Source organism: Streptomyces sp. NWU339 (assembly GCF_003143855.1).
Classification (GTDB): domain Bacteria; phylum Actinomycetota; class Actinomycetes; order Streptomycetales; family Streptomycetaceae; genus Streptomyces.
In genome coordinates this window covers 25,563-45,483 of record NZ_QFRK01000018.1, presented here as the reverse complement: position 1 = coordinate 45,483, position 19,921 = coordinate 25,563, and the positions used below count along the sequence as shown (strand labels likewise).

22 protein-coding genes are annotated in these 19,921 nt (G+C 71.1%); 10 read left to right on the top strand and 12 right to left on the bottom strand.

What is annotated here, in order from left to right:
* Positions 1 to 214: 214 nt before the first annotated feature.
* From DIZ27_RS21700 to DIZ27_RS21690, 3 genes are all read right to left on the bottom strand, one after another.
* Positions 215 to 931, bottom strand: coding sequence for a class III extradiol dioxygenase subunit B-like domain-containing protein (locus DIZ27_RS21700; protein WP_109380108.1), 717 nt, complete (start codon positions 929 to 931; stop codon positions 215 to 217).
* 52 nt (positions 932 to 983) lie between these two features.
* The gene (miaB, locus tag DIZ27_RS21695; protein ID WP_109380107.1) at positions 984 to 2,501 is read right to left on the bottom strand and encodes a tRNA (N6-isopentenyl adenosine(37)-C2)-methylthiotransferase MiaB; all 1,518 of its coding nucleotides are present in this window, start codon (positions 2,499 to 2,501) and stop codon (positions 984 to 986) included.
* A 112-nt stretch (positions 2,502 to 2,613) separates the two neighbouring features.
* Complete coding sequence (locus tag DIZ27_RS21690) at positions 2,614 to 3,021, bottom strand: MazG nucleotide pyrophosphohydrolase domain-containing protein (RefSeq protein ID WP_109380106.1); 408 nt, start codon at positions 3,019 to 3,021, stop codon at positions 2,614 to 2,616.
* Between the two features lie 138 nt (positions 3,022 to 3,159).
* On the opposite strand from DIZ27_RS21690, the gene DIZ27_RS21685 reads away from it, so the two are divergent.
* Entirely contained in the window at positions 3,160 to 4,155 is a 996-nt protein-coding gene (locus DIZ27_RS21685) for a TAXI family TRAP transporter solute-binding subunit (protein WP_109380105.1), read from the top strand.
* Here DIZ27_RS21685 and DIZ27_RS21680 read toward each other — a convergent pair.
* Both DIZ27_RS21680 and DIZ27_RS21675 read right to left on the bottom strand, forming a co-directional pair.
* Entirely contained in the window at positions 4,134 to 5,567 is a 1,434-nt protein-coding gene (locus DIZ27_RS21680) for a HAMP domain-containing sensor histidine kinase (protein ID WP_109380104.1), read from the bottom strand. The genes DIZ27_RS21685 and DIZ27_RS21680 overlap by 22 nt on opposite strands.
* A gap of 9 nt (positions 5,568 to 5,576) precedes the next feature.
* Entirely contained in the window at positions 5,577 to 6,263 is a 687-nt protein-coding gene (locus DIZ27_RS21675; RefSeq protein WP_109380103.1) for a response regulator transcription factor, read from the bottom strand.
* A gap of 317 nt (positions 6,264 to 6,580) precedes the next feature.
* Between DIZ27_RS21675 and DIZ27_RS21670 the strand changes: the two genes are divergently transcribed.
* From DIZ27_RS21670 to DIZ27_RS21640, 8 genes are all read left to right on the top strand, one after another.
* Positions 6,581 to 7,357: an amino acid ABC transporter ATP-binding protein gene (locus tag DIZ27_RS21670; protein WP_109380102.1), complete on the top strand. Its 777-nt coding sequence runs from the start codon at positions 6,581 to 6,583 to the stop codon at positions 7,355 to 7,357.
* A 78-nt stretch (positions 7,358 to 7,435) separates the two neighbouring features.
* Positions 7,436 to 8,281 carry a glutamate ABC transporter substrate-binding protein gene (locus DIZ27_RS21665; protein ID WP_109380101.1) on the top strand — a complete coding sequence of 282 codons (846 nt, stop codon included), beginning with the start codon at positions 7,436 to 7,438 and terminating at the stop codon, positions 8,279 to 8,281.
* Positions 8,282 to 8,365: 84 nt separating this feature from the next.
* Entirely contained in the window at positions 8,366 to 9,031 is a 666-nt protein-coding gene (locus tag DIZ27_RS21660) for an amino acid ABC transporter permease (protein WP_109380191.1), read from the top strand.
* Complete coding sequence (locus DIZ27_RS21655) at positions 9,028 to 9,942, top strand: amino acid ABC transporter permease (protein ID WP_109380100.1); 915 nt, start codon at positions 9,028 to 9,030, stop codon at positions 9,940 to 9,942. Before DIZ27_RS21660 ends, DIZ27_RS21655 begins: the two co-directional genes overlap by 4 nt.
* Positions 9,943 to 10,240: 298 nt before the next feature.
* Positions 10,241 to 11,863, top strand: a complete 1,623-nt coding sequence (locus DIZ27_RS21650; protein ID WP_109380099.1) for an FAD-dependent monooxygenase — start codon at positions 10,241 to 10,243, stop codon at positions 11,861 to 11,863.
* 139 nt (positions 11,864 to 12,002) lie between these two features.
* On the top strand, positions 12,003 to 12,050 hold the full coding sequence (locus DIZ27_RS48795) for a hypothetical protein (protein ID WP_309506048.1): 48 nt from the start codon (positions 12,003 to 12,005) through the stop codon (positions 12,048 to 12,050).
* 85 nt (positions 12,051 to 12,135) lie between these two features.
* Positions 12,136 to 12,681 (top strand): cysteine dioxygenase, encoded by a 546-nt coding sequence (locus DIZ27_RS21645; RefSeq protein WP_109380098.1) that lies wholly within the window; start codon positions 12,136 to 12,138, stop codon positions 12,679 to 12,681.
* The gene (locus DIZ27_RS21640; protein ID WP_109380097.1) at positions 12,678 to 13,106 is read left to right on the top strand and encodes a rhodanese-like domain-containing protein; all 429 of its coding nucleotides are present in this window, start codon (positions 12,678 to 12,680) and stop codon (positions 13,104 to 13,106) included. Before DIZ27_RS21645 ends, DIZ27_RS21640 begins: the two co-directional genes overlap by 4 nt.
* Here the strand turns inward: DIZ27_RS21640 and recX are convergent.
* The 4 genes from recX to DIZ27_RS21620 all read right to left on the bottom strand — a co-directional run bounded on the left by recX (position 13,100) and on the right by DIZ27_RS21620 (position 16,869).
* Complete coding sequence (gene recX / locus DIZ27_RS21635; protein ID WP_109380096.1) at positions 13,100 to 13,927, bottom strand: recombination regulator RecX; 828 nt, start codon at positions 13,925 to 13,927, stop codon at positions 13,100 to 13,102. The genes DIZ27_RS21640 and recX overlap by 7 nt on opposite strands.
* 3 nt (positions 13,928 to 13,930) lie before the next feature.
* A complete protein-coding gene (recA, locus tag DIZ27_RS21630; RefSeq protein WP_109380095.1) occupies positions 13,931 to 15,046 on the bottom strand; it encodes a recombinase RecA in 1,116 nt (371 codons plus the stop codon).
* Between the two features lie 249 nt (positions 15,047 to 15,295).
* Complete coding sequence (locus DIZ27_RS21625) at positions 15,296 to 16,615, bottom strand: AI-2E family transporter (RefSeq protein ID WP_258308494.1); 1,320 nt, start codon at positions 16,613 to 16,615, stop codon at positions 15,296 to 15,298.
* A gap of 59 nt (positions 16,616 to 16,674) precedes the next feature.
* Positions 16,675 to 16,869, bottom strand: coding sequence for a DUF3046 domain-containing protein (locus tag DIZ27_RS21620; protein ID WP_109380094.1), 195 nt, complete (start codon positions 16,867 to 16,869; stop codon positions 16,675 to 16,677).
* Between the two features lie 80 nt (positions 16,870 to 16,949).
* On the opposite strand from DIZ27_RS21620, the gene DIZ27_RS21615 reads away from it, so the two are divergent.
* The gene (locus DIZ27_RS21615; protein ID WP_109380093.1) at positions 16,950 to 17,894 is read left to right on the top strand and encodes a hypothetical protein; all 945 of its coding nucleotides are present in this window, start codon (positions 16,950 to 16,952) and stop codon (positions 17,892 to 17,894) included.
* A 13-nt stretch (positions 17,895 to 17,907) separates the two neighbouring features.
* Here DIZ27_RS21615 and DIZ27_RS21610 read toward each other — a convergent pair whose 3' ends face one another.
* From DIZ27_RS21610 to DIZ27_RS21600, 3 genes are read right to left on the bottom strand one after another with little or no spacing between them, the layout of a single operon-like run.
* On the bottom strand, positions 17,908 to 18,216 hold the full coding sequence (locus DIZ27_RS21610; RefSeq protein ID WP_109380092.1) for an AzlD domain-containing protein: 309 nt from the start codon (positions 18,214 to 18,216) through the stop codon (positions 17,908 to 17,910).
* Positions 18,213 to 18,968, bottom strand: a complete 756-nt coding sequence (locus tag DIZ27_RS21605) for an AzlC family ABC transporter permease (RefSeq protein WP_109380091.1) — start codon at positions 18,966 to 18,968, stop codon at positions 18,213 to 18,215. The genes DIZ27_RS21610 and DIZ27_RS21605 overlap by 4 nt, the downstream gene beginning before the upstream one ends.
* Positions 18,866 to 19,834 (bottom strand): AraC family transcriptional regulator, encoded by a 969-nt coding sequence (locus DIZ27_RS21600; protein ID WP_109380090.1) that lies wholly within the window; start codon positions 19,832 to 19,834, stop codon positions 18,866 to 18,868. Before DIZ27_RS21600 ends, DIZ27_RS21605 begins: the two co-directional genes overlap by 103 nt.
* Positions 19,835 to 19,921 lie beyond the last annotated feature (87 nt).

Genomic DNA, 19,921 nt, shown 5'->3' with positions numbered 1-19,921 from the left:
GGAGCCCGCCAGGCGCGTCTCACGCGCCTGGCGCTCCCGGCCGTTCGCTGTTTCAGGCCGTTCGTTGCCTCAGGCCGTTCGCTGTTTCAGGCCGTTCGTTGCCTCAGGCCGTTCGCCGTTTCAGGCCGTTCGTTGCCTCAGGCCGTTCGCCGTTTCAGGCCGTTCGTTGCCTCAGGGCTCAGGGCTTCAGGCCGACGTCGTACCCGGTCGGCGGCTACGACCAGGTGGCCACGATGTAGCCCACCCCGTACGGAGCATCCTCGTACAGCAGGCGGCCCTCCAGGGCGGTGCCCTCGGCCGCGCCCGCGAGGACCTGCCATGGTGCCCGGCCGGACACCATGAGCTCGCGCGCCAGGCCGCTGTCCAGTGCCCGCAGGGCCGCCGTGTCGACCGCTCCCAGTGCCCGGGCGGCCTCCGCGTCGAAGGGCGCCGCCCGCTCGTCGAGGTAGCCGGGAGCCTTGAGCGTGCGGCAGGCGCTGGCGTCACCCATCACCAGCAGCGCCACCCGCTCCGTCCCGGCGGCGATGTCCCTTCCCTCCTGGACGCACCGCTCGGCCGCGAGATGTTCCCCCACGCCGAGACCCTCGACCGGGACGTCCGCCCAGCCGGTCCGCTCCAGCAGCCAGGCGCCCACCGCCGGCCCGGGGGGAAGTTCCCGCTCGGTCGCCGTGCCCTGGTCCGCGCCGAGCCGTACGCCGAGATCGACCCCGAAGCCGCGGAAGGACCCCGTGCTGCCCTCCGGGTAGCGCTCGGGCCCCGCGTCGCCCTGCAGCGGGCCGACGACCACGAGCCGGTCGGGGCGGGCGGCGGCGAGCGCCCCGACCGCGTCCGTGCACGCGGCCCGCGCGGCCTCCAGCTCGTGGGCGGCGCCCACGGCGACCTCGGACACGAGGAGCGGCGGGCAGGGGCAGACTGCGGCGGCGACCATCATGATCGGCAGCGTAGCCCGGGCGGGCCGCCCGCGAGTCCCCGGCCGGTCGCCGTCAGTCGCAGCCGCAGCCGCCCGCCGCGACCGGGAGGGGTTCGGGCGCACCGATCTTCGGCAGGCCCAGCATCACGCCCGCCGGCCGCGCCGCCTTCTCGGCGTTCCGCTTCTCCCAGGCGTCACCCGCACGCGTGCGGCGCACGTCCAGGGCGGGGCCCTCGGCGAGAAGGTGGTGGGGGGCCGCGTACGTGATCTCGACGGTCACGACGTCGCCGGGGCGGACCTCCTGCTCCGGCTTGGTGAAGTGCACCAGGCGGCTGTCCCGGGCGCGGCCGGAGAGGCGGTGGGTGGTGTCGTCCTTGCGGCCCTCCCCTTCGGCCACCATCAGCTCCAGGGTCCGGCCGATCTGCTTCTTGTTCTCCTCCCAGGAGATCTCCTCCTGGAGGGCGACCAGCCGCTCGTAGCGCTCCTGGACGACCTTCTTGGGGATCTGGCCGTCCATCTCCGCGGCCGGGGTGCCCGGACGCTTGGAGTACTGGAAGGTGAAGGCCTGCGCGAAGCGGGCCTCGCGCACCACCTGCAGGGTCTGCTCGAAGTCCTCCTCGGTCTCGCCGGGGAAGCCCACGATGATGTCGGTGCTGATCGCCGCGTGCGGGATGGCGGCTCGGACCTTCTCGATGATGCCGAGGTAGCGCTCCTGCCGGTACGAACGGCGCATCGCCTTCAGCACCGTGTCCGAGCCGGACTGGAGCGGCATGTGGAGCTGCGGCATCACGTTGGGCGTCTCGGCCATGGCGGCGATGACGTCGTCGGTGAAGTCGCGCGGGTGCGGAGAGGTGAAGCGGACGCGCTCCAGGCCGTCGATGCTCCCGCAGGCCCGCAACAGCTTGCTGAACGCCTCCCGGTCGCCGATGTCGGAGCCGTACGCGTTGACGTTCTGGCCGAGCAGGGTGATCTCCGAGACGCCCTCGGCGACCAGGGCCTCGACCTCGGCGAGGATGTCACCGGGGCGCCGGTCCTTCTCCTTGCCGCGCAGCGCCGGGACGATGCAGAAGGTGCAGGTGTTGTTGCAGCCGACGGAGATGGACACCCAGGCCGCGTAGGCGCTCTCACGGCGGGTCGGCAGCGTGGACGGGAAGGCCTCCAGCGACTCGGCGATCTCGACCTGCGCCTCCTCCTGGACGCGGGCGCGCTCCAGGAGGACCGGAAGCTTGCCGATGTTGTGCGTGCCGAAGACGACGTCCACCCAGGGGGCCCGCTTCACGATGGTGTCGCGGTCCTTCTGCGCGAGGCAGCCGCCGACCGCGATCTGCATGCCGGGGCGCTGCGCCTTCTTCGGGGCGAGGTGGCCGAGGTTGCCGTAGAGCTTGTTGTCGGCGTTCTCCCGCACGGCGCAGGTGTTGAAGACGACGACGTCGGCGTCGCCGTCGGCGCCGTCGGGGGCGCGGACGTAGCCCGCGTCCTCCAGCAGCCCGGACAATCGCTCGGAGTCGTGGACGTTCATCTGGCACCCGTAGGTGCGGACTTCGTAGGTGCGCGTGCCGCCCACTGACTGGCTCCGGTCGATGCTGCTCATGCCCTACAGGGTATGCGCTCGCCACGACACGCCGGGACGGCGGAGAACCCGCCCGGCGGCGACCGTGCGTCCGGGGCCGGATCGCGTTCCCGACGGGGTCCCGGGCTCCGGCTCAGACCTCCGCGCCCGGCGTCCATCCCTGCCGGCGCAGCACCTGGGACACGTCCGGAGCCTCGTAGTGGTCCCCCTTGAGGACCTTGCCGTCGGAGCGGCGGGTGATCCGGCCGTCGGGGCCACGCTTGGTCATGTTGGAACGGTGGATCTCGGAGATCACCGCGTCGAGGTCGATGCCGTGGACGAGCGCCGTGCCGTAGGCGACGTAGACGACATCGGCCAGTTCGTGCGCGAGCCGGTCGAGCGGACCGTGCACCGCCACCTCCGCGACCTCGGCGGCCTCCTCGGCGAGCAGTTCGCCTCGGTGGGCGGCGAGTTCCGGGGAGACCTCGGTCGGTGTCTCGCGCGCGTCCAGCCCGAAGGCACGGTGGAACTCACGGACCAGGTCGGCGGGCGAAGCGCTCATGCCGTGACTGTAGCGGCAGCCCCCGACAGTCCCGACGGTCCCGGCTGCGTCGTCCGGTCCGTCGCCCTGCCCACCTTCCGGCCGGGTATGTGCGCTCTGCCCTGGTCAGCGGGGCATACGGACTGGCAGGATCGCGCCATGTCCAACGCGCTGTCCCGTATCGGCAGGCGCCGGGTCCTGCGGGGCACGGTCGCCGGTTTCGTGGCGCTCGGACTGCTGCTGTGGTGGCTGGCCCCCTGGAGCGAGGAGCCACCCCGTGGGACGGTCACCCTGAGCACGGGGACACGCGCAGGTGTGTACCAGAAATACGGTGAGCTCCTGCGCACCTCGCTCAGTAAACACATGCCGGACCTCGAAGTGCGGCTGCTGACGAGCGACGGGTCGCAGGAGAACGTACGCCGGGTGGCGACCGGAGAGGCCGACTTCGCGATCGCGGCGGCCGACGCGGTGGAGACGTACAGACTGAGCGACCAGCCCGGTGCCGACCGGCTGCGCGGAGTCGCCCGTCTCTACGACGACTACGTGCAGCTCGTGGTCTCGCCCGGTTCCGACATCCGTTCCGTCGCCGATCTGCGGGGGAAGAGGGTCGCCATCGGGCCGCCCAAGTCGGGCGTGCGGCTCATCGCGAACCAGGTGCTCAGGGCGGCGGGCATCGATCCCGAGCAGGACATCAGACCCTCCGCGGACGGCATCGACACCGGCCCGGGGCGGCTCGGGCACGGGCTGGACGCGTTCTTCTGGTCGGGCGGGCTGCCCACGGACGGCCTGCGGACGTTCTCCGAGAACTCCGGTCTGCGGTTCGTACCGATAACGGCCGACCTGGTCGCCCAGCTCCACCGGCAGAGTGGTGCCACGCGCTACTACCGGGCCACCAACATGCCGGAGTCGGCCTACCCCGGCAGCCAGCACGGCGCGACCGTCCCGACGATGGCCGTGTCCAATCTGCTGATCACCCGGGCGGACGCGGACCCGCGGCTCACCGAATGGCTGACCCGGATCGTGCTCAAGAGCCGGGACAACATCGGTAAGCGCGTCCACTCCGCCCAGCTGGTAGACGTGCGCACCGCCATCTACACCGATCCGCTCCGGCTGCACGACGGCGCACGCCGGTACTACCGGTCCGTCAAGCCCTGACCGGTGGTCGCCCCCGTGGGGGCGCTCCTCGGCACCGTCACCGTCACCGTCAGCCCGTGCGGCTCGTGGCGGTCGTACGCGATCGAGCCGCAGCCCGCCGTGAGCAGGGCCCGGGCGATGGACAGGCCGAGACCCGAGCCCTTGACGTTCTGGTGCCGCCCGCTGCGCCAGAAGCGGTCGCCGACGCGGGCCAGCTCTTCGTCGTTCAGGCCGGGGCCGTGGTCGGTGACGACGACGGTGGAGGTGTCACCGTTGGAGGCGACGGCCACCTCGACCCTCTCGCCCTCCGGCGTGAACTTCACCGCGTTGTCGATGACCGCGTCCAGCGCGCTGGACAGGGCGACCGGGTCGGCCCACGCCGTGGTCGGCGGGCAGTCCCCGGCCAGCAGGACCCCCTTGGCCTCGGCGGTGGGCGACCACGCCGCCACACGTTCGGCGGCCAGGGCTCCGATGTCGGTGACCTGGAGCTGGGCCTCGCTGTGCTCGGCCAGCGCCAGGTCGAGCAGGTCGTCCAGGACGTGCGCCAGCCGCCTGCCCTCGGCCTGGACCGAGGCGATCTCCTCGTTGCCGTCGGGCAGCTCCAGCGCGAGCAGTTCGATGCGCAGCAGCAGCGCCGAGAGCGGGTTGCGCAACTGGTGCGAGGCGTCGGCGACGAAGGCACGCTGCTGTTCCAGCACGCCCTCGACGTTGTCCGCCATCTCGTTGAACGACCGGGCGAGCCGCCGGAGCTCCGGCGGTCCGCCGGCCACCGCGACCCTGGACTTCAGCCGCCCGGTGGCGATGTCGTGAGTGGTGGCGTCCAGGACTCGTACGGGCTTGAGCACCCAGCCGGTCAGCCGCAGGGCCGCGCCGACGGCCAGCAGCATCGCCGCCCCCTCACCCACGGCGATGATCAGCCAGCCCTGGAGGATGTGTGAGCGCATCTGCCCGGTGGGCGAGTCGGTGACGACGACCGCGACGACGTCACCGTCCCGGATGACCGGCGAGGCCACCACCAGGTTGCGCCGCTCCCAGGGCCACACCTGCTCGGGATCATGGCTGCGGCGGCTGAGCAGCGCCTCCTGGAAGGCGTCGCGCACCTCGCCTGTCCTGGGCAGGAACCAGTCGTCCGGCGCGTGCGCCATCGGGACGTCGTTGCGGCGGAAGACGCCGGCCCGGATGCCGTACACCTCGTGGTAGCTGCGGAGTTCGCTGCTGAGGGTCTCCCGGCGCTCGTCGATGTCGCCGGCCACGGGGTCGGCCGGCTCGGTGACGAACTGGGCGAGGGCCGCGAAGCGCGCCGTGTCGTCGATCCGGTCGACGACGACCTGTTGCTGCTGCGCACGCGCCAGGCTGACGGCGAGCGGAACCCCTAGCGCGAGCAGTACGGCCGCCATCAGGACGATGAGCAGCGGCAGCAGACGTGTGTGCACCCGGCCACGCTATGCCGCGGGCTCGACGAGCCGGTAGCCGACTCCGCGTACCGTCTCGATGAGGGTCGGCATGCGCAACTTGGCGCGCAGGGAGGCGACATGCACTTCCAGGGTGCGCCCCGTTCCCTCCCAGCTGGTGCGCCACACCTCGCTGATGATCTGCTCGCGGCGGAAGACGACCCCGGGTCGCTGGGCGAGCAGGGCCAGCAGGTCGAACTCCTTGCGGGTCAGTTGGACGACCGAACCGTTCACGCTGACCCGCCGGGTCGGCAGCTCGATGCGCACGGAGCCGAGACGCAGCTCGGCCTCACCGGCGGCGACGGCGTCCTCCTGGACGGTGCGCCGGCTGACGGCGTGGATCCGGGCGAGCAGCTCGCCCGTGTCGTACGGCTTGACCACGTAGTCGTCGGCGCCGAGGTTGAGCCCGTGGATGCGGGAGCGCACGTCGGAACGGGCGGTGACCATGATCACCGGGGTGCCGGTGCGTTTACGGATCTTGCCGCAGACCTCGTAGCCGTCCTGATCGGGCAGGCCCAGGTCGAGGAGGACGACGCCGAAGCCGTCGGCCTCGGGGACGAGCGCCTGGAGTGCCTCCTCGCCGCTGCGCGCGTGGGTGACGTCGAACCCGTGCCTCGCCAGAATCGCCGACAGGGCGGCGGCGACGTGGTTGTCGTCCTCGACGAGCAGCAGTCTCATCCAGTCCCCCTTCGGTTCATCGGCCGTACGATCCGCCTGCGTACAAAACGGTCTGTGCACGAAACGGTCTGTGCACGAAAACGTGTGCACACGCGCGTGCACCTTGCAGTGACGCCGATGGACGGGGACGGCGTCAAGAGGGTTCCGGTTGCGCTTCGGTACCGTTACCCGGCCGAAATGAGCCCTGCTCACAAGTGCTACGACATGTATCCGATTGCTACCGGATCGTGATGCTCAGATTCCCCTCAGATGTAATGACGCGGATCTGCAGGATCACTACTGTCCTCCCAAACCGAGGAGGACGGAGCCCGAAAGCGATGACCGAAGTATCGGCGGCCAAGGAAGATGTGGCCACGACCGGCGAACTGGTCGTCCTGAAGAGCGTCAACAAGCACTTCGGCGCGTTGCACGTACTCCAGGACATCGACCTGACGGTCGCCCGCGGCGAAGTCGTCGTGGTCATCGGGCCCTCCGGGTCCGGAAAGTCCACCCTGTGCCGCACCATCAACCGTCTGGAGACGATCGACACCGGGTCGATCACGATCGACGGGAAACCCCTGCCCCACGAGGGCAAGGAGCTGGCGAGGCTGCGGGCCGACGTGGGCATGGTCTTCCAGTCCTTCAACCTCTTCGCGCACAAGACGGTGCTCGAGAACGTGACGCTGGGCCAGGTCAAGGTCCGCAAGAAGGACAAGAAACAGGCCGAGGAGCGGGCCCGTGCCCTGCTCGACCGGGTCGGCGTGGGCGCGCAGGCCGAGAAGTACCCCGCGCAGCTGTCCGGCGGCCAGCAGCAGCGTGTCGCCATCGCGCGGGCCCTGGCGATGGAGCCCAAGGTCATGCTCTTCGACGAGCCGACGTCGGCCCTCGACCCGGAGATGATCAACGAGGTTCTGGAGGTCATGCAGCAGCTCGCCCGCGACGGCATGACCATGATCGTCGTGACCCACGAGATGGGATTCGCCCGGTCCGCCGCCAACCGCGTGGTGTTCATGGCGGACGGCCGCATCGTCGAAGCCGCTTCGCCGGACCAGTTCTTCAGCAATCCGCGCAGCGACCGTGCCAAGGACTTCCTGTCGAAGATCCTGCACCACTGACGGCGCCCCGCGCCCTGACGACTTGCGTCACCGGATGAACCGGGCCGCATCACTTCACCAGTCAAAAGGAAGTCCACCATGAAGCTCCGCAAGGTCACCGCCGCCTCGGCCGCCGTGTTCGCCCTCGCCCTGACCGCCACCGCCTGCGGGGGCGGCAGCGACAAGGACAGCGGTTCGTCCTCCTCCGGAGGCGGCGGCGACAAGATCAAGATCGGCATCAAGTACGACCAGCCCGGTCTCGGCCAGAAGACCCCGCAGGGCTACGCGGGCTTCGACGTGGACGTCGCCACGTACGTCGCCAAGAAGCTCGGCTACGACGAGAAGCAGATCGAGTGGAAGGAGTCGAAGAGCGCCGACCGCGAGACCATGCTGCAGCGTGGTGACGTCGAGTTCATCGCCGCCACCTACTCGATCAACCCGGAACGCGAAAAGAAGGTCGACTTCGCCGGCCCGTACCTGCTCGCCCACCAGGACGTGCTGATCCGCGCCGACGACAACAAGATCAAGTCGCCGGAGGACCTGAACAGCGCGAAGCTGTGCTCGGTCACCGGCTCCACCTCGGCGCAGAACGTCAAGGAAAAGCTGGCGCCCAAGGCCCAGCTGCAGCCGTACCCGACGTACTCGGCCTGCCTGCCCGGTCTCCAGAACGGTGCCGTCGACGCGCTGACCACCGACGACTCGATCCTCGCCGGTTACGCCGCCCAGGATCAGTTCAAGGGCAAGTTCAAGCTCGCCGGCTTCAAGATGACCAACGAGAACTACGGCATCGGCGTCAAGAAGGGCAGCGACCTCAAGGCCAAGATCAACGACGCGCTTGAGGCCATGGTCGCCGACGGCTCCTGGGAGAAGGCCGTGAAGGACAACTTCGGTCCGGCCAACTACCAGTACGAGCCCGCGCCGAAGATCGGCGACATCAAGAGCTGAGGCCTCGCCCGACAGGGTGCGCCGTCCCGGATGCGGGGCGGCGCACCGGTGCGGCCGTCCCTACACGCGAAAGCGCGGGAGATCGTGTTCGACTTTCTTGAAAAATACGACCTGCTGGGGGCCTTCTGGACGACGGTGCAGCTCGCTGCGTTCTCCGCCGTCGGCTCCCTGGTCTGGGGCACCCTGCTGGCCGCCATGCGCGTCGGCCCGGTGCCGCTGATGCGCGGTTTCGGGACCGCGTACGTGAACATCGTGCGGAACATCCCACTGACCGTCATCATCCTGTTCACGTCGCTGGGCCTGAGCCAGACGCTGGGCATCAATCTCGGCGCGGACGACTTCGAGACGATCAACTTCCGGCTCGCCGTCCTCGGCCTGATCCTCTACACCTCGGCTTTCGTGTGCGAGGCGCTGCGCTCCGGCATCAACACGGTGCCGGTCGGCCAGGCTGAGGCCGCCCGCGCGCTCGGCCTCAGCTTCAGCCAGGTCCTGGGCCAGGTGGTGCTGCCTCAGGCGTTCCGCTCGTCCGTCGGCCCGCTGGCGAACGTGCTCATCGCGCTCATCAAGAACACCACGGTGGCCGCCGCCATCGGTGTTGCCGAGGCTGCCCTGCTGATGAAGGAGATGATCGAGAACGAGGCACAGCTGCTGCTGATCTCCGCGGTCATCGCTGTCGGTTTCGTGATTCTGACGCTGCCGACCGGCCTGTTCTTCGGCTGGGTGGGCAAGAAGGTGGCGGTGAAGCGATGAGCTCCGTCCTGTACGACGCCCAGGGCCCTCGCGCCAAACGGCGGAACATCGTTTTCACGGTGGTCTTCCTGGCTGCCTCCGCCGCCCTGTTGTGGTGGGTGCTCAACACCCTCAATGACAAGGGCCAGCTGGAGTGGTTCCTGTGGAAGCCGTTCTTCACCAGCGGCGAACCGTGGTCCACGTACATCTGGCCGGGTCTGCAGAACACCTTGAAGGCCGCTGCGCTGTCGGTGATCATCGCGCTGCCGCTCGGTGCCGTCTTCGGCATCGCCCGACTGTCGGACCATGCCTGGATCCGCGTCCCGGCCGGGATCGTGGTCGAGTTCTTCCGGGCCATCCCCGTGCTGGTCCTGATGATCTTCGGTCTCGCTCTGTTCGCCGAGTACACCAACGTCAACTCCGACGACCGTCCGCTGTACGCGGTCGTCACGGGTCTGGTGCTGTACAACGCCTCCGTCCTCGCGGAGATCGTGCGCGCCGGCATCCTGTCCCTGCCCAGGGGCCAGGCCGAGGGAGCGATGGCGATCGGCCTGCGCAAGAACCAGACGATGCGGCTGATCCTGCTGCCGCAGGCGGTCACCGCGATGCTCCCGGCCATCGTCAGCCAGCTCGTCGTCATCGTGAAGGACACCGCCCTCGGCGGCGGCGTCCTCACCTTCCCCGAGCTGCTCGCCGCGGCCAACACGATGAGCGGTTACTACGGCGCCAACGTCATCGCCAGCCTCACGGTGGTGTCCGTGCTCTTCATCGCGCTCAACTTCGCCCTCACCTCCTTCGCCTCCTGGCTCGAGGCGCGGCTGCGCCGCAGCAAGCGCAGCACGGGCGCGGTTCTCGGCGCCGACGAGGTCGACGACCTCAACGCGGGCGAGGTCGGGGGCGCCCAGAAGACCGGCGCGGGCGGCGCCAGCTGACGCACGCTCTGCTGTACCGACATGGCTGTGGCCCACCCCTCCGGTGGGCCACAGCCATGTCGGGGTCCGGGACGGCATCGGCGGCGCGCGAAAATCATCCCGGTACGGACCGGGCCTGTGTGATGAGCAGTCAAGTGGTGTGACGGAACCGGACCGGTTTCATGATCGCCGACCGCGCCCGTCACTTGACGCAAGCACCGGCAGTAGGTTGCATACGTTCTGTGATCGCGCACCCTGCTCCATCGTCCTGTTCCGCCCTGTCCTCCGGGACGTCACTTCGAACAGGGGGCGCCGCGCCGTGGACCCGGTGATCATCGTCGGAGCGGGGCCCGTCGGGCTCACGCTCGCCCTGGCGCTGGCGCGTCAGGAGGTGCCGTGCATGGTCCTCGACGAGGGGCCGGGCAAGGACGAACCGCGTCCTGCCCGGTCGGTGGTGCTGCGCGAGGACACCACGGCTCTGCTGGAGCGGCTGACCGGTGCGCCACTGACCCGGGTCGGCTCCCGTTGGGCCGGATGGCGGTCGATGCGGCGCAAGCAGGTGACACACGAGGTCACTTTCGACGCCACCGCACCTGCCCCCGTGCACATCGCCCAGCACGTCCTCACCGGTGCCCTGCGTGCGGCCCTCGCCCGTGAACGGCTCGTCGGGGTCGCCGTGGACAGCCGTCTGGACTCCCTCGAACAGGAGCCCTCCGGCGTCACCGCGCACACCCGCGGCGCCAGGGGCACCTGGTGGCGCGGCAGTTACCTGGTCGGCTGCGACGGCCCCCGCTCCACCGTGCGCAAGCTCCAGGACATCCGCTTCCCGGGCCGCACGGCGGTGGAACGTCACGCCGTGGCCGCGCTGCGTACGGAACTTCCCTGGCCGGACGAAGCGTTGCTGCACCGGATGCCGCCGTGGCGCGCTTCCGGTCCCTTCGCCGGGGAGGTCACCGCGCGCCCACTGCCGGACGGCGTGTGGCGTCTGGACTGGCTGCTGCCGCCGGGCAAGGAACTGGTCACCCCCGAGCTGCTGCTGGCCCGGATCCGGGAGACTCTCGCCGGCTGGGCCGACGGCCCGACGCCACCGTACGAACTGCTCGACACCGGGGTCCACACCGTCCACCACCGGCTCGCCCGGCGCTGGCGGGCGGACCGCGTGTTCCTCGCCGGGGACGCCGCGCATCTGCTCGGCACGCTGGGCACACACGGGCTGGACGAAGGGCTTCGCGACGCCGACAACCTCGCCTGGAAGCTGGCTCTGGCCTGGCACCACGGCCACCACGAAGCGCTGCTCGACAGTTACCAGGCCGAGCGGCGCGCGATCGTCTCCGCCCGGCTGCGCGCCGCCGATCAGGCGCTGCCGCTGCTGCGGGGCGGGGGAGGGCTGCGTTCCTACGTCCCCGGCTCCGCCCGCGGTCATGACGCGCTCCTGGTGGACGGCCACCTGGGGCAGGGGCCGCTGGGAGCGCCGGGCGGGCACGCCGGATCGCCCCTCGCGCCCCGGGACCTCGAGGGCGAGGTCCCCGTGGACACGCCCCTCGGGGCGCCGGTCACCGATGTGCGGGTCACTGCGGAGGACGGCACCTTCGTCCGGCTGCGGGACCGGCTCGGCCGGGGTGCGCTGCTGGTGGTGCTGATCGCGCCGGGTACCGGCGTGTGGGAGCGCAGGCACTGGGTGTCCGCCGGGATCATGCCCCGGCTGGCGGCGGCCGTGGCGGCGCTGCCGCATCCGGCCGAGCTGCTGGTCGCGGAGAGCTATCCGGGGGCGGCGGCCCACACCGTGCTGCTGGTACGCCCCGACGGTCACCTGGTCACGGCGCTCGGCGGAGTCCGTCCGGCGGACCTGTACGCGGCGGCCGAAACGGTGGTCGGTGGACCGGCGGATGCGGGAACAGCGGGGACGGAGGCCCGGGCAGCGGCCGGAGCCGGATCGCGCTGAGGTGCCGGGCACGGACGATCCGTATCCGCATGCTTCCGTGCGGGTCCGCATGCTGACGGCGAGTTGATCCCGTGTGCGTCGTCGTGGTGTACTCCGGTCCGTGACCGACACCTGTGTGCGCCTGTGGCGGAGGGTCCATATGGACCTCGTCCGCTACGCGGGCTGCGTGTGTCGCCCGTCCTGCTGAACTCGCGTTCCCTCTTTCCCGCGCGCCGCTCGCCGCTTCCCCGCCGCCGTGCGCGCTCCGCGAACCTTTCTTCAGGACGGTGCACGTGTCTGCCTCCCCTGCCCTCCCCTCCTCTCCTGCGGGCTCCCCCTCTGCTCCCGGCCCTTCACAGGCAGAACTCCTCGACTTCGTACGGCATGTCGCCGCCGACGCCGAGCTGGTCGCCGCGCTCCCGCTCGATCCGGAGGGCCGCACCTGGGTGCGGCTCGACGGACCCGCCAACAGCGAGGCCTGGCTGATCGGCTGGCCGCCCGGCGCGGGCACCGGCTGGCACGACCACGGGGAATCCCTCGGTGCCTTCGTGACCGCGGCGGGCGAGCTGCGGGAGAACTCGCTCGCGGTGCGGCTGCCCACCGACGGCTGGAAGACTCTGGAACTGAACGACGGCGTGGACCGGGAACGTCGGCTGACGGCCGGTGAGGGCCGCGCCTTCGGCCGGCATCACGTGCACGAGGTGCTCAACGAGTCCCCCGACCGGCACGCGGTCTCCGTCCACGCCTACTACCCGCCCCTGCCCCTGATGCGCCGCTACGGCCGCAGCGGCCGGACCCTGCGTCTGGAGCAGGTCGAGCGCCCGGCGGACTGGCAGTGAGTGGGACACACGAGCAGGCTGCCGGTGCCCCCGGGATCGACGAACTGCTGGAGCGGGTACGCGCGGGCTACACGCGGATCGAGGCGGTACCCGCGTACGAGGCCGCCCGCGGCGGGGAGGCGCTGCTGGTCGACATCCGGTACGCGGCCCTGCGCGACCGGGACGGCCTCATCCCCGGCGCCCTCGTCGTCGAGCGCAACGAGCTGGAGTGGCGTCTCGACCCGCGGGGCAGCCACCGCCTCCCCGAGGCCACCGGTCACGATCTGCGCGTCGTCGTGATCTGCGACGAGGGGTACGCCTCCAGCCTGGCCGCGGAGTCCCTGCACCGGCTGGGGCTCCACCGGGCCACCGACCTGATCGGCGGTTTCCAGGCATGGCGCACGGCGGGTCTGCCGGTACGGGCGCCGGGCGGGGCCCCTCAGTAGCCCCCGTCGTCCAGGAACTCTGTGTTCTCGCCCTCCTCCTCCAGGGCCTGGCGGACCACGCGCAGGGCGAGGCCCTCGGGGTAGCCCTTGCGGGCGAGCATGCCGGCGAGGCGGCGGATCCGCTTGTCCCGGTCGAGTCCGCGGGTGGAGCGCAGCTTGCGGGCGACGAGTTCGCGCGCGGTGGCCTCTTCCTGCTCGGAGTCGAGTCGGGAGACGGCCGCGTCGATCAGGGTGGGGTCGACGCCCTTGGTCCGCAGCTCCCGGGCGAGGGCACGCCGGGCCAGGCCCCGGCCGTGGTGCCGGGACTCCACCCAGGCGTCCGCGAAGGCACTGTCGTCGATCAGTCCGACCTCTTCGAACCGGGACAGCACCTCCTCGGCGGCCTCGTCCGGGATCTCCCGCTTGCGCAGGGCGTCGGCGAGTTGCTTCCGGGTGCGTGGGGTCCCGGTGAGCAGGCGCAGGCAGACGGCCCGCGCCCGCTCGACCGGGTCCCCCTCGGGCTCCTCCCGCTCGGCCCTCGAAGAGGAGGAGACACCCCCGTCCGCCGCGCTCGCCTCGCCGAAAGCCCGGCGCCCGCGCCCACCGCGCGGCCCGCCGTCACGCGAGCCGCTCCCCCATGAGTCGCCCGCACGACGGGACCCGGCACCGCCTCGGCGACGGCCGCCGCCCGGGTCCTCACCGGGGAAGCCGGCCGTGCCGCCGGCGTCCCCGTCCGCCCCGTCAACGCTCGCGGCTGGGTCTGCGCCGTCTCCGGTACCTCTCCCCCATGAGGCGCCGGAGGCGGCGAACTCGTACTCGGCCCAGTCGGTTCGTCGCGTCACGGGTCAGCTCTTGGCCGCGGCGGCCTTGGACTTGGTGGTCTTGGCCGCCGGGGCCGCGATCGCCTCGGCCGGAGCGGTGAGGCCGGCGGCATCCGTGCCCTGCCCGGCGGCCGACTCCTCGGGCCGCACGCCGACGCCGAGCTTCTCCAGGATCTTCTTCTCGATCTCGTTGGCGAGGTCGGGGTTGTCCTTGAGGAAGTTGCGGGCGTTCTCCTTGCCCTGGCCGAGCTGGTCGCCCTCGTAGGTGTACCAGGCACCGGCCTTGCGGACGAAGCCGTGCTCCACGCCCATGTCGATCAGGCCGCCCTCACGGCTGATGCCCTGGCCGTAGAGGATGTCGAACTCGGCCTGCTTGAAGGGCGGCGCCACCTTGTTCTTGACGACCTTGCAGCGGGTGCGGTTGCCGACCGCTTCGGTGCCGTCCTTGAGGGTCTCGATGCGGCGGATGTCGATGCGCACCGAGGCGTAGAACTTCAGCGCCCGGCCACCGGTCGTGGTCTCCGGGGAGCCGAACATCACGCCGATCTTCTCGCGGAGCTGGTTGATGAAGATCGCCGTGGTCTTCGACTGGTTGAGCGCACTGGTGATCTTCCGCAGCGCCTGGCTCATCAGCCGGGCCTGCAGACCCACGTGGGAGTCGCCCATCTCGCCCTCGATCTCCGCGCGCGGCACCAGCGCCGCGACGGAGTCGATCACGATGAGGTCGAGGGCACCGGAGCGGACCAGCATGTCCACGATCTCCAGTGCCTGCTCGCCGTTGTCCGGCTGGGACAGGATCAGGTTGTCGATGTCGACGCCGAGCTTCTTCGCGTACTCGGGGTCGAGGGCGTGCTCCGCGTCCACGAAGGCGACCTGGCCGCCGGCCTTCTGCGCGTTGGCCACCGCGTGCAGGGTCAGGGTCGTCTTGCCGGAGGACTCCGGACCGTAGATCTCCACCACACGGCCGCGGGGCAGACCGCCGACGCCGAGGGCCACGTCGAGAGCGGTCGACCCGGTGGGGATGACCTCGATGGGCTCGTTCGTCCGATCGCCCATGCGCATGACCGCGCCCTTGCCGAATTGCCGTTCAATTTGTGCGAGCGCGGCGTCGAGCGCCTTCTCGCGGTCGGTTCCTGCCATGGGTTCCACCCGATTTGCTTGGTTCGATCGCTTCACGTCGACGACGCTAGCGCCTGCCACTGACAACGCGCCCCGGCGCACCTCCGCCCTGTGGACAACTGGGGCCCTTTCCCTCACGAACCGGGCCATAGCACCCATGATCGGGCCTCACCGGCACACCCATGAGAATAGATGTTCGATTTTCGTGTCAAGCGCACCACGCGGCACCCTCACAAGGCGTTCACCCTCCGGCAACGGCCCCGCCGCCGCTCAGGAGCCCCCGGCGTCCCCGGCCTCCCTGGTGTCCCCGGCATCCCCACTCCGAAGTGGTGTCGCGCCCCGCCGGCGGCTCCAGAGGCGCCGGGCGCGGGCGACGAGGCTCTCCCGCTCTCCGGGACTCCGCTCTCCGGGGACGCGCTCACCGGGACGGTGGTGGCCGTGCACGCGGGGGTCGTCCGTCACGTCGTAGCGCTTCACGTACGCGCCCAGGAACGCCTGGAGGGTGGCGACCGCGGGGATGGCTATCAGCGCGCCGACGGCACCGAGCAGGGCCGTGCCCATGACGACCGAGCCGAAGGCGACCGCCGGATGGATGTCGACGGTCCTCGCGGTCAGCTTGGGCTGCAGCACGTAGTTCTCGAACTGCTGGTAGATCACCACGAAGATCAGCACCCACAGCGCGTACCAGGGGTCGACCGTGAAGGCGATCAGCATGGGCAGAGCGCCCGCCAGATACGTACCGATGGTGGGGATGAACTGCGACACCAGGCCCACCCACACGGCGAGCACCGGCGCGTAGGGCACCTCGAGTATCTCCAGCAGTACGTAGTGGGCCATGCCGGAGACCAGCGCCATCAGCCCGCGCGAGTACAAGTAGCCGCCGGTCTTGTTCACGGCGATCTCCCACGCGCGCAGCACCTCGGCCTGGCGCACGGGCGGCAGTACGGAACAGACGGCTCGTCGCAGCCGCGGACCGTCGGCGGCGAAGTAGAACGAGAACAGCCCTATGGTCAGCAGTTGGAAGAGGCCCCCGAGGACCTGCGCGGAAACGTCCAGGACACCGGTGGCGCTGTTCTGCACGTAGTTGCGCAGCCAGTCGGAGCGGAGCAGGCCCTCCTGGATGTCCACCCGCCGCAGTTCGGTGTGGAAGTGGGTGTTGACCCAGTTGATGACGGAGTCGAGGTACTCCGGGAAATCCTCGACGATCTTGATGATCTGTCCCGCGAGCATGGACCCGAGCAGCGTGACGAAGCCCGCCGCCGCGATCAGCACTGCCAGGAAGACCAGGAAGGTGCCCAGCCCCCGGCGCACCCCCCGCGCGGCCATCCAGCTCACCGCGGGCTCGACGGCGAGCGCCAGGAAGAACGCGATGAGGATGTTGATCAGCAACCCGGTGAGTTCGTGGAAGGCCCAGCTGCCCAGCTGGAACAGGGCGATCAGCGCGAGCGCGAGCACCATGGCGCGCGGCAGCCAGCGCGGCATGCGGGTGCCGGGCGGGGCGGCGGAACCCGCCGGTGGGCCGGGGGGCGGAGGCGCGCCGGGCGCCGAGGGGTGCCGGGCCGCCTGCCCGGTCTCGTCTGTGGGTGCCACGGAGCAAGTTTCGCGCACGCCACCGGCAGCCGTCCGCCCCGTGGCCGTCTCTGTGACGATCAGCGCTTTTCCCGCGGCACGTCCATCACCGCGCAGACCACCTGCCAGACGTCCTTGGCGTCCCAGCCGGCCCTCAGTGCCTCGTGCACGGTGCGCCCGCCGAGTTCCGACATGACGTGATCGCGCGCGAAGGTGTCGGCGTAGCCCGTACCGAAGTACTCCGCCATCCGTTCCCAGAAGACCGTCAACCGCATGCCCTCAGTATCCCGCCCGAGAGTGTGGGCCCGAGCCCGGACCGCCTGCCGACACCGCTTTGCGCCCTAACGTCTGTCCCATGTCACCAACCGGATCGGTCCCCCTGCCCCCGAAACCCCCGGCCGACAGCCCGCTCGCCCGCGCGGAGCGTTTCGTCTGGCTGACCGCGCGGGTGCTCGAGCAGCGTCTGTTCGCCCACGAGTTCCGGAAGGGCGGTGCCGACCCGGTGGAGCGGGCGCTGGACGCCTACCGCAACGAGGACGGCGGATACGGTCACGCGCTGGAGCCCGACCTGCGGGGCCCCGTCAGCCAGCCGCTGCACACCGCCCACGCCCTGCGTGTCCTGGACTCCGTGGGGCGCTGTGGCGGCACGCGCGTGGAGCGCGCGTGCCACTACCTGACGTCCGTGTCCACTCCGGACGGCGCGCTGCCGGCGGTCCACCCCAGCCTGCGCGGCTACCCGTCGGCCCCCTTCGTACCGGTCGTGGACGACCCGCCCGGCGAACTTCTGGCCACCGGGCCGGTGGTGGGGCTGCTGCACCGCAACGACGTGTGGCACGCGTGGCTGTTCCGGGCCACGGACTTCTGCTGGCAGGCCGTCGAATCACTGGAGCGGAGCCATCCGTACGAGATCCGGGCAGCGCTCGCCTTCCTGGACTCCGTCCCCGACCGCCCACGCGCGAAGGCGGCCGCCGACCGGCTGGGCCGCCTGGTGCGCGGACAGCGGCTGGCGGCGCTCGACCCGGACGACCTCGACGCCTACCCGGTCGCGCCCGGCTACGCCCCGGGTGAGCACCATTTCCCGCACGACTACGCACAGACACCGCGCTCCCTCGCGCGCGGGTGGTTCACCGACGAGGAGATGTCACGCTCGCTGGACCACCTCGCGGCCGAGCAGGAGGACGACGGCGGCTGGCCGGTGCGCTGGCGCGAGTGGGCGCCGGCTCCGGCCCTGGAGGCACGCTCCATGGTGACCATCGACGCGCTGCGCACGCTCAGGGCGTACGGCCGCCCGGTCGGCTGACCCGGCACCGGTCTCAGCCGCCCAGGGCCCGGACCCCCGCCGTCACCACCACGGCCGCCCCGACGACGACCAGGAACGGGGCGCGCAGCATCAGCGCCACGGCGGCGGCGGCGAGCCCCACCGCCCGCGCGTCCAGCACCAGCGTCTGCCCGTCGGCGAAGGTCTGCTGGGCCGTGAGTGCGGCGAGCAGGGCGACGGGCAGCAGCGCGGCCAGACGCCTGACCAGCGGCCGCTCGAGGGCACCGGCGGGGACCAGCAGCCCGGCCAGCTTGACGGCGTAGCACCCGAGGACGGTCACGCCGATCGCGATCCAGATGTTCAACGGTCCTCCCCCGGTGCGTCACCGCGCGGTGTTCCCCTGCGGCGGCCCTGTGCCCACAGGACCGCCGGTGCCGCGAGCGCGGCCACCAGGACCGGTACACCGGCGGGCAGGACCGGCAGCAGGCCGAGTCCCAGCAGGACGGCGAGCCCGGCGACCATCCGTTCGGTGCCGGTCCGCAGCATCGGCGCGAGCAGGGCCAGGAAGACCGCGGGGCCGGCCGCGTCCAGGCCCCACGCGCCGGTGTCCCCGATGGCCTCGGCGCCCAGCGCGCCGAGCAGCGTGGTGAGGTTCCACAGGACGTACAGGCTGAGCCCGGTCACCAGGAAACCGATCCGCGCGCTGCGCCGGGTGGGCTGGGCGAGGGAGACCGCGGCCGTCTCGTCGATGACCCACTGGGCCGCGAACGGCCGCACCGCGCGCGGGAGGGCCAGCAACTGGGACAGGCGCAGCCCGTAGAAGGCGTTGCGCACCCCCAGGAAGAACGCCCCGGCGGCGGCCGTGAACGGGCTCCCGCCGGCGGCGAGCGCCCCCACCAGCGCGAACTGGGACGCCCCGGTGAACACGAGAAGGCTGAGCGCGCACGTCTGGAGCAGCGTGAGCCCGCTGCCGGCCGAGGTCACCCCGAAGGCGAATCCGGAGAGTCCGACGGCTATCCCGACGCCCAGGGCGTCCCGGACGACGGCGCCGTCCGGTTTTTCTCCCCGGGCGTCCCCGTCCCGGACGTCCGCGAGTGTTGTCTGTTCTGTTGCCACACCCCGGACGGTACGTGGAGCGCTCTTCGGATGTCTTGTACGTTCTTGCGCTCGCGCTGGTAGGCGCCGGGCGGCACTCCCACGATCCGGCCGAAGTGCCGGTTCAGGTGCGGCTGGTCGGTGAATCCGACCACGACGGCGGCCTCCGACGGCACGGTCCCGGCGTCCAGCAGCCGACGCGCCCGCCGTACCCGTGCGTCGGTGAGCCAGGCGTGCGGCGGCATTCCGTAGGTGTCCCGGAAGGCCCGCAGCAGCGCGAACGGGCTGGTGCCCAGTTCGTCAGCCAGCTGCTCCAGCGTCGGCGGGGCGGCCATCCGCTCTTCCAGCAGGGCACGCGCGCGTGCGGCGGTGCGGGCGCCGGCCGTGCGCACCTCGCTCCGGGGCAGCGACCCGCCGTTCAGCCTCAGCAGCCGGGTCACGGCCACCCGCAGCAGTGTGTCGGCGGCGAGCGCGTTGCCCTCGTCGGTGGCCCGCAGTACCCGGTGCACCAGGCGGACGGCGTACGGATCGTCGAGCACCGGCCGCACGAAGCCCGGGGTGCCGCGCAGTGCGGTGGTCTCCGCGGCGATCGCCGCGACCACCTCGGGCGAGGGATACACCGCGCCGTACCGCCAGCCCTCCGGCACCCCGGCCCGCCCGGTGTGCGGGGTGTCCGGGTTCACCAGCGCCAGTGCCCCGGCCCCCGCGTACTGGTCGCCGCCGCCGTGGTGGAAGACCTCCACGCCGTCGGCGATGGCGGCGATCACGAAGTTCTCGTGGGTGTGCCGTACGAACGTCTTGTGTATGTAGCGGGCCCGGAGCAGATCGACGCCGGGCAGGTCGGCGTACTGCCAGTGCCGCGCCCGTTCCTTGCCTGTTTCCGCCATCGGGCCTCTTTCGAGGGAACCACCGGCTTCAGCCGGTGGGGGAACCGAATCCCTGGTGTACGTTTCTGGTGTCCCGCAAGGGATCGG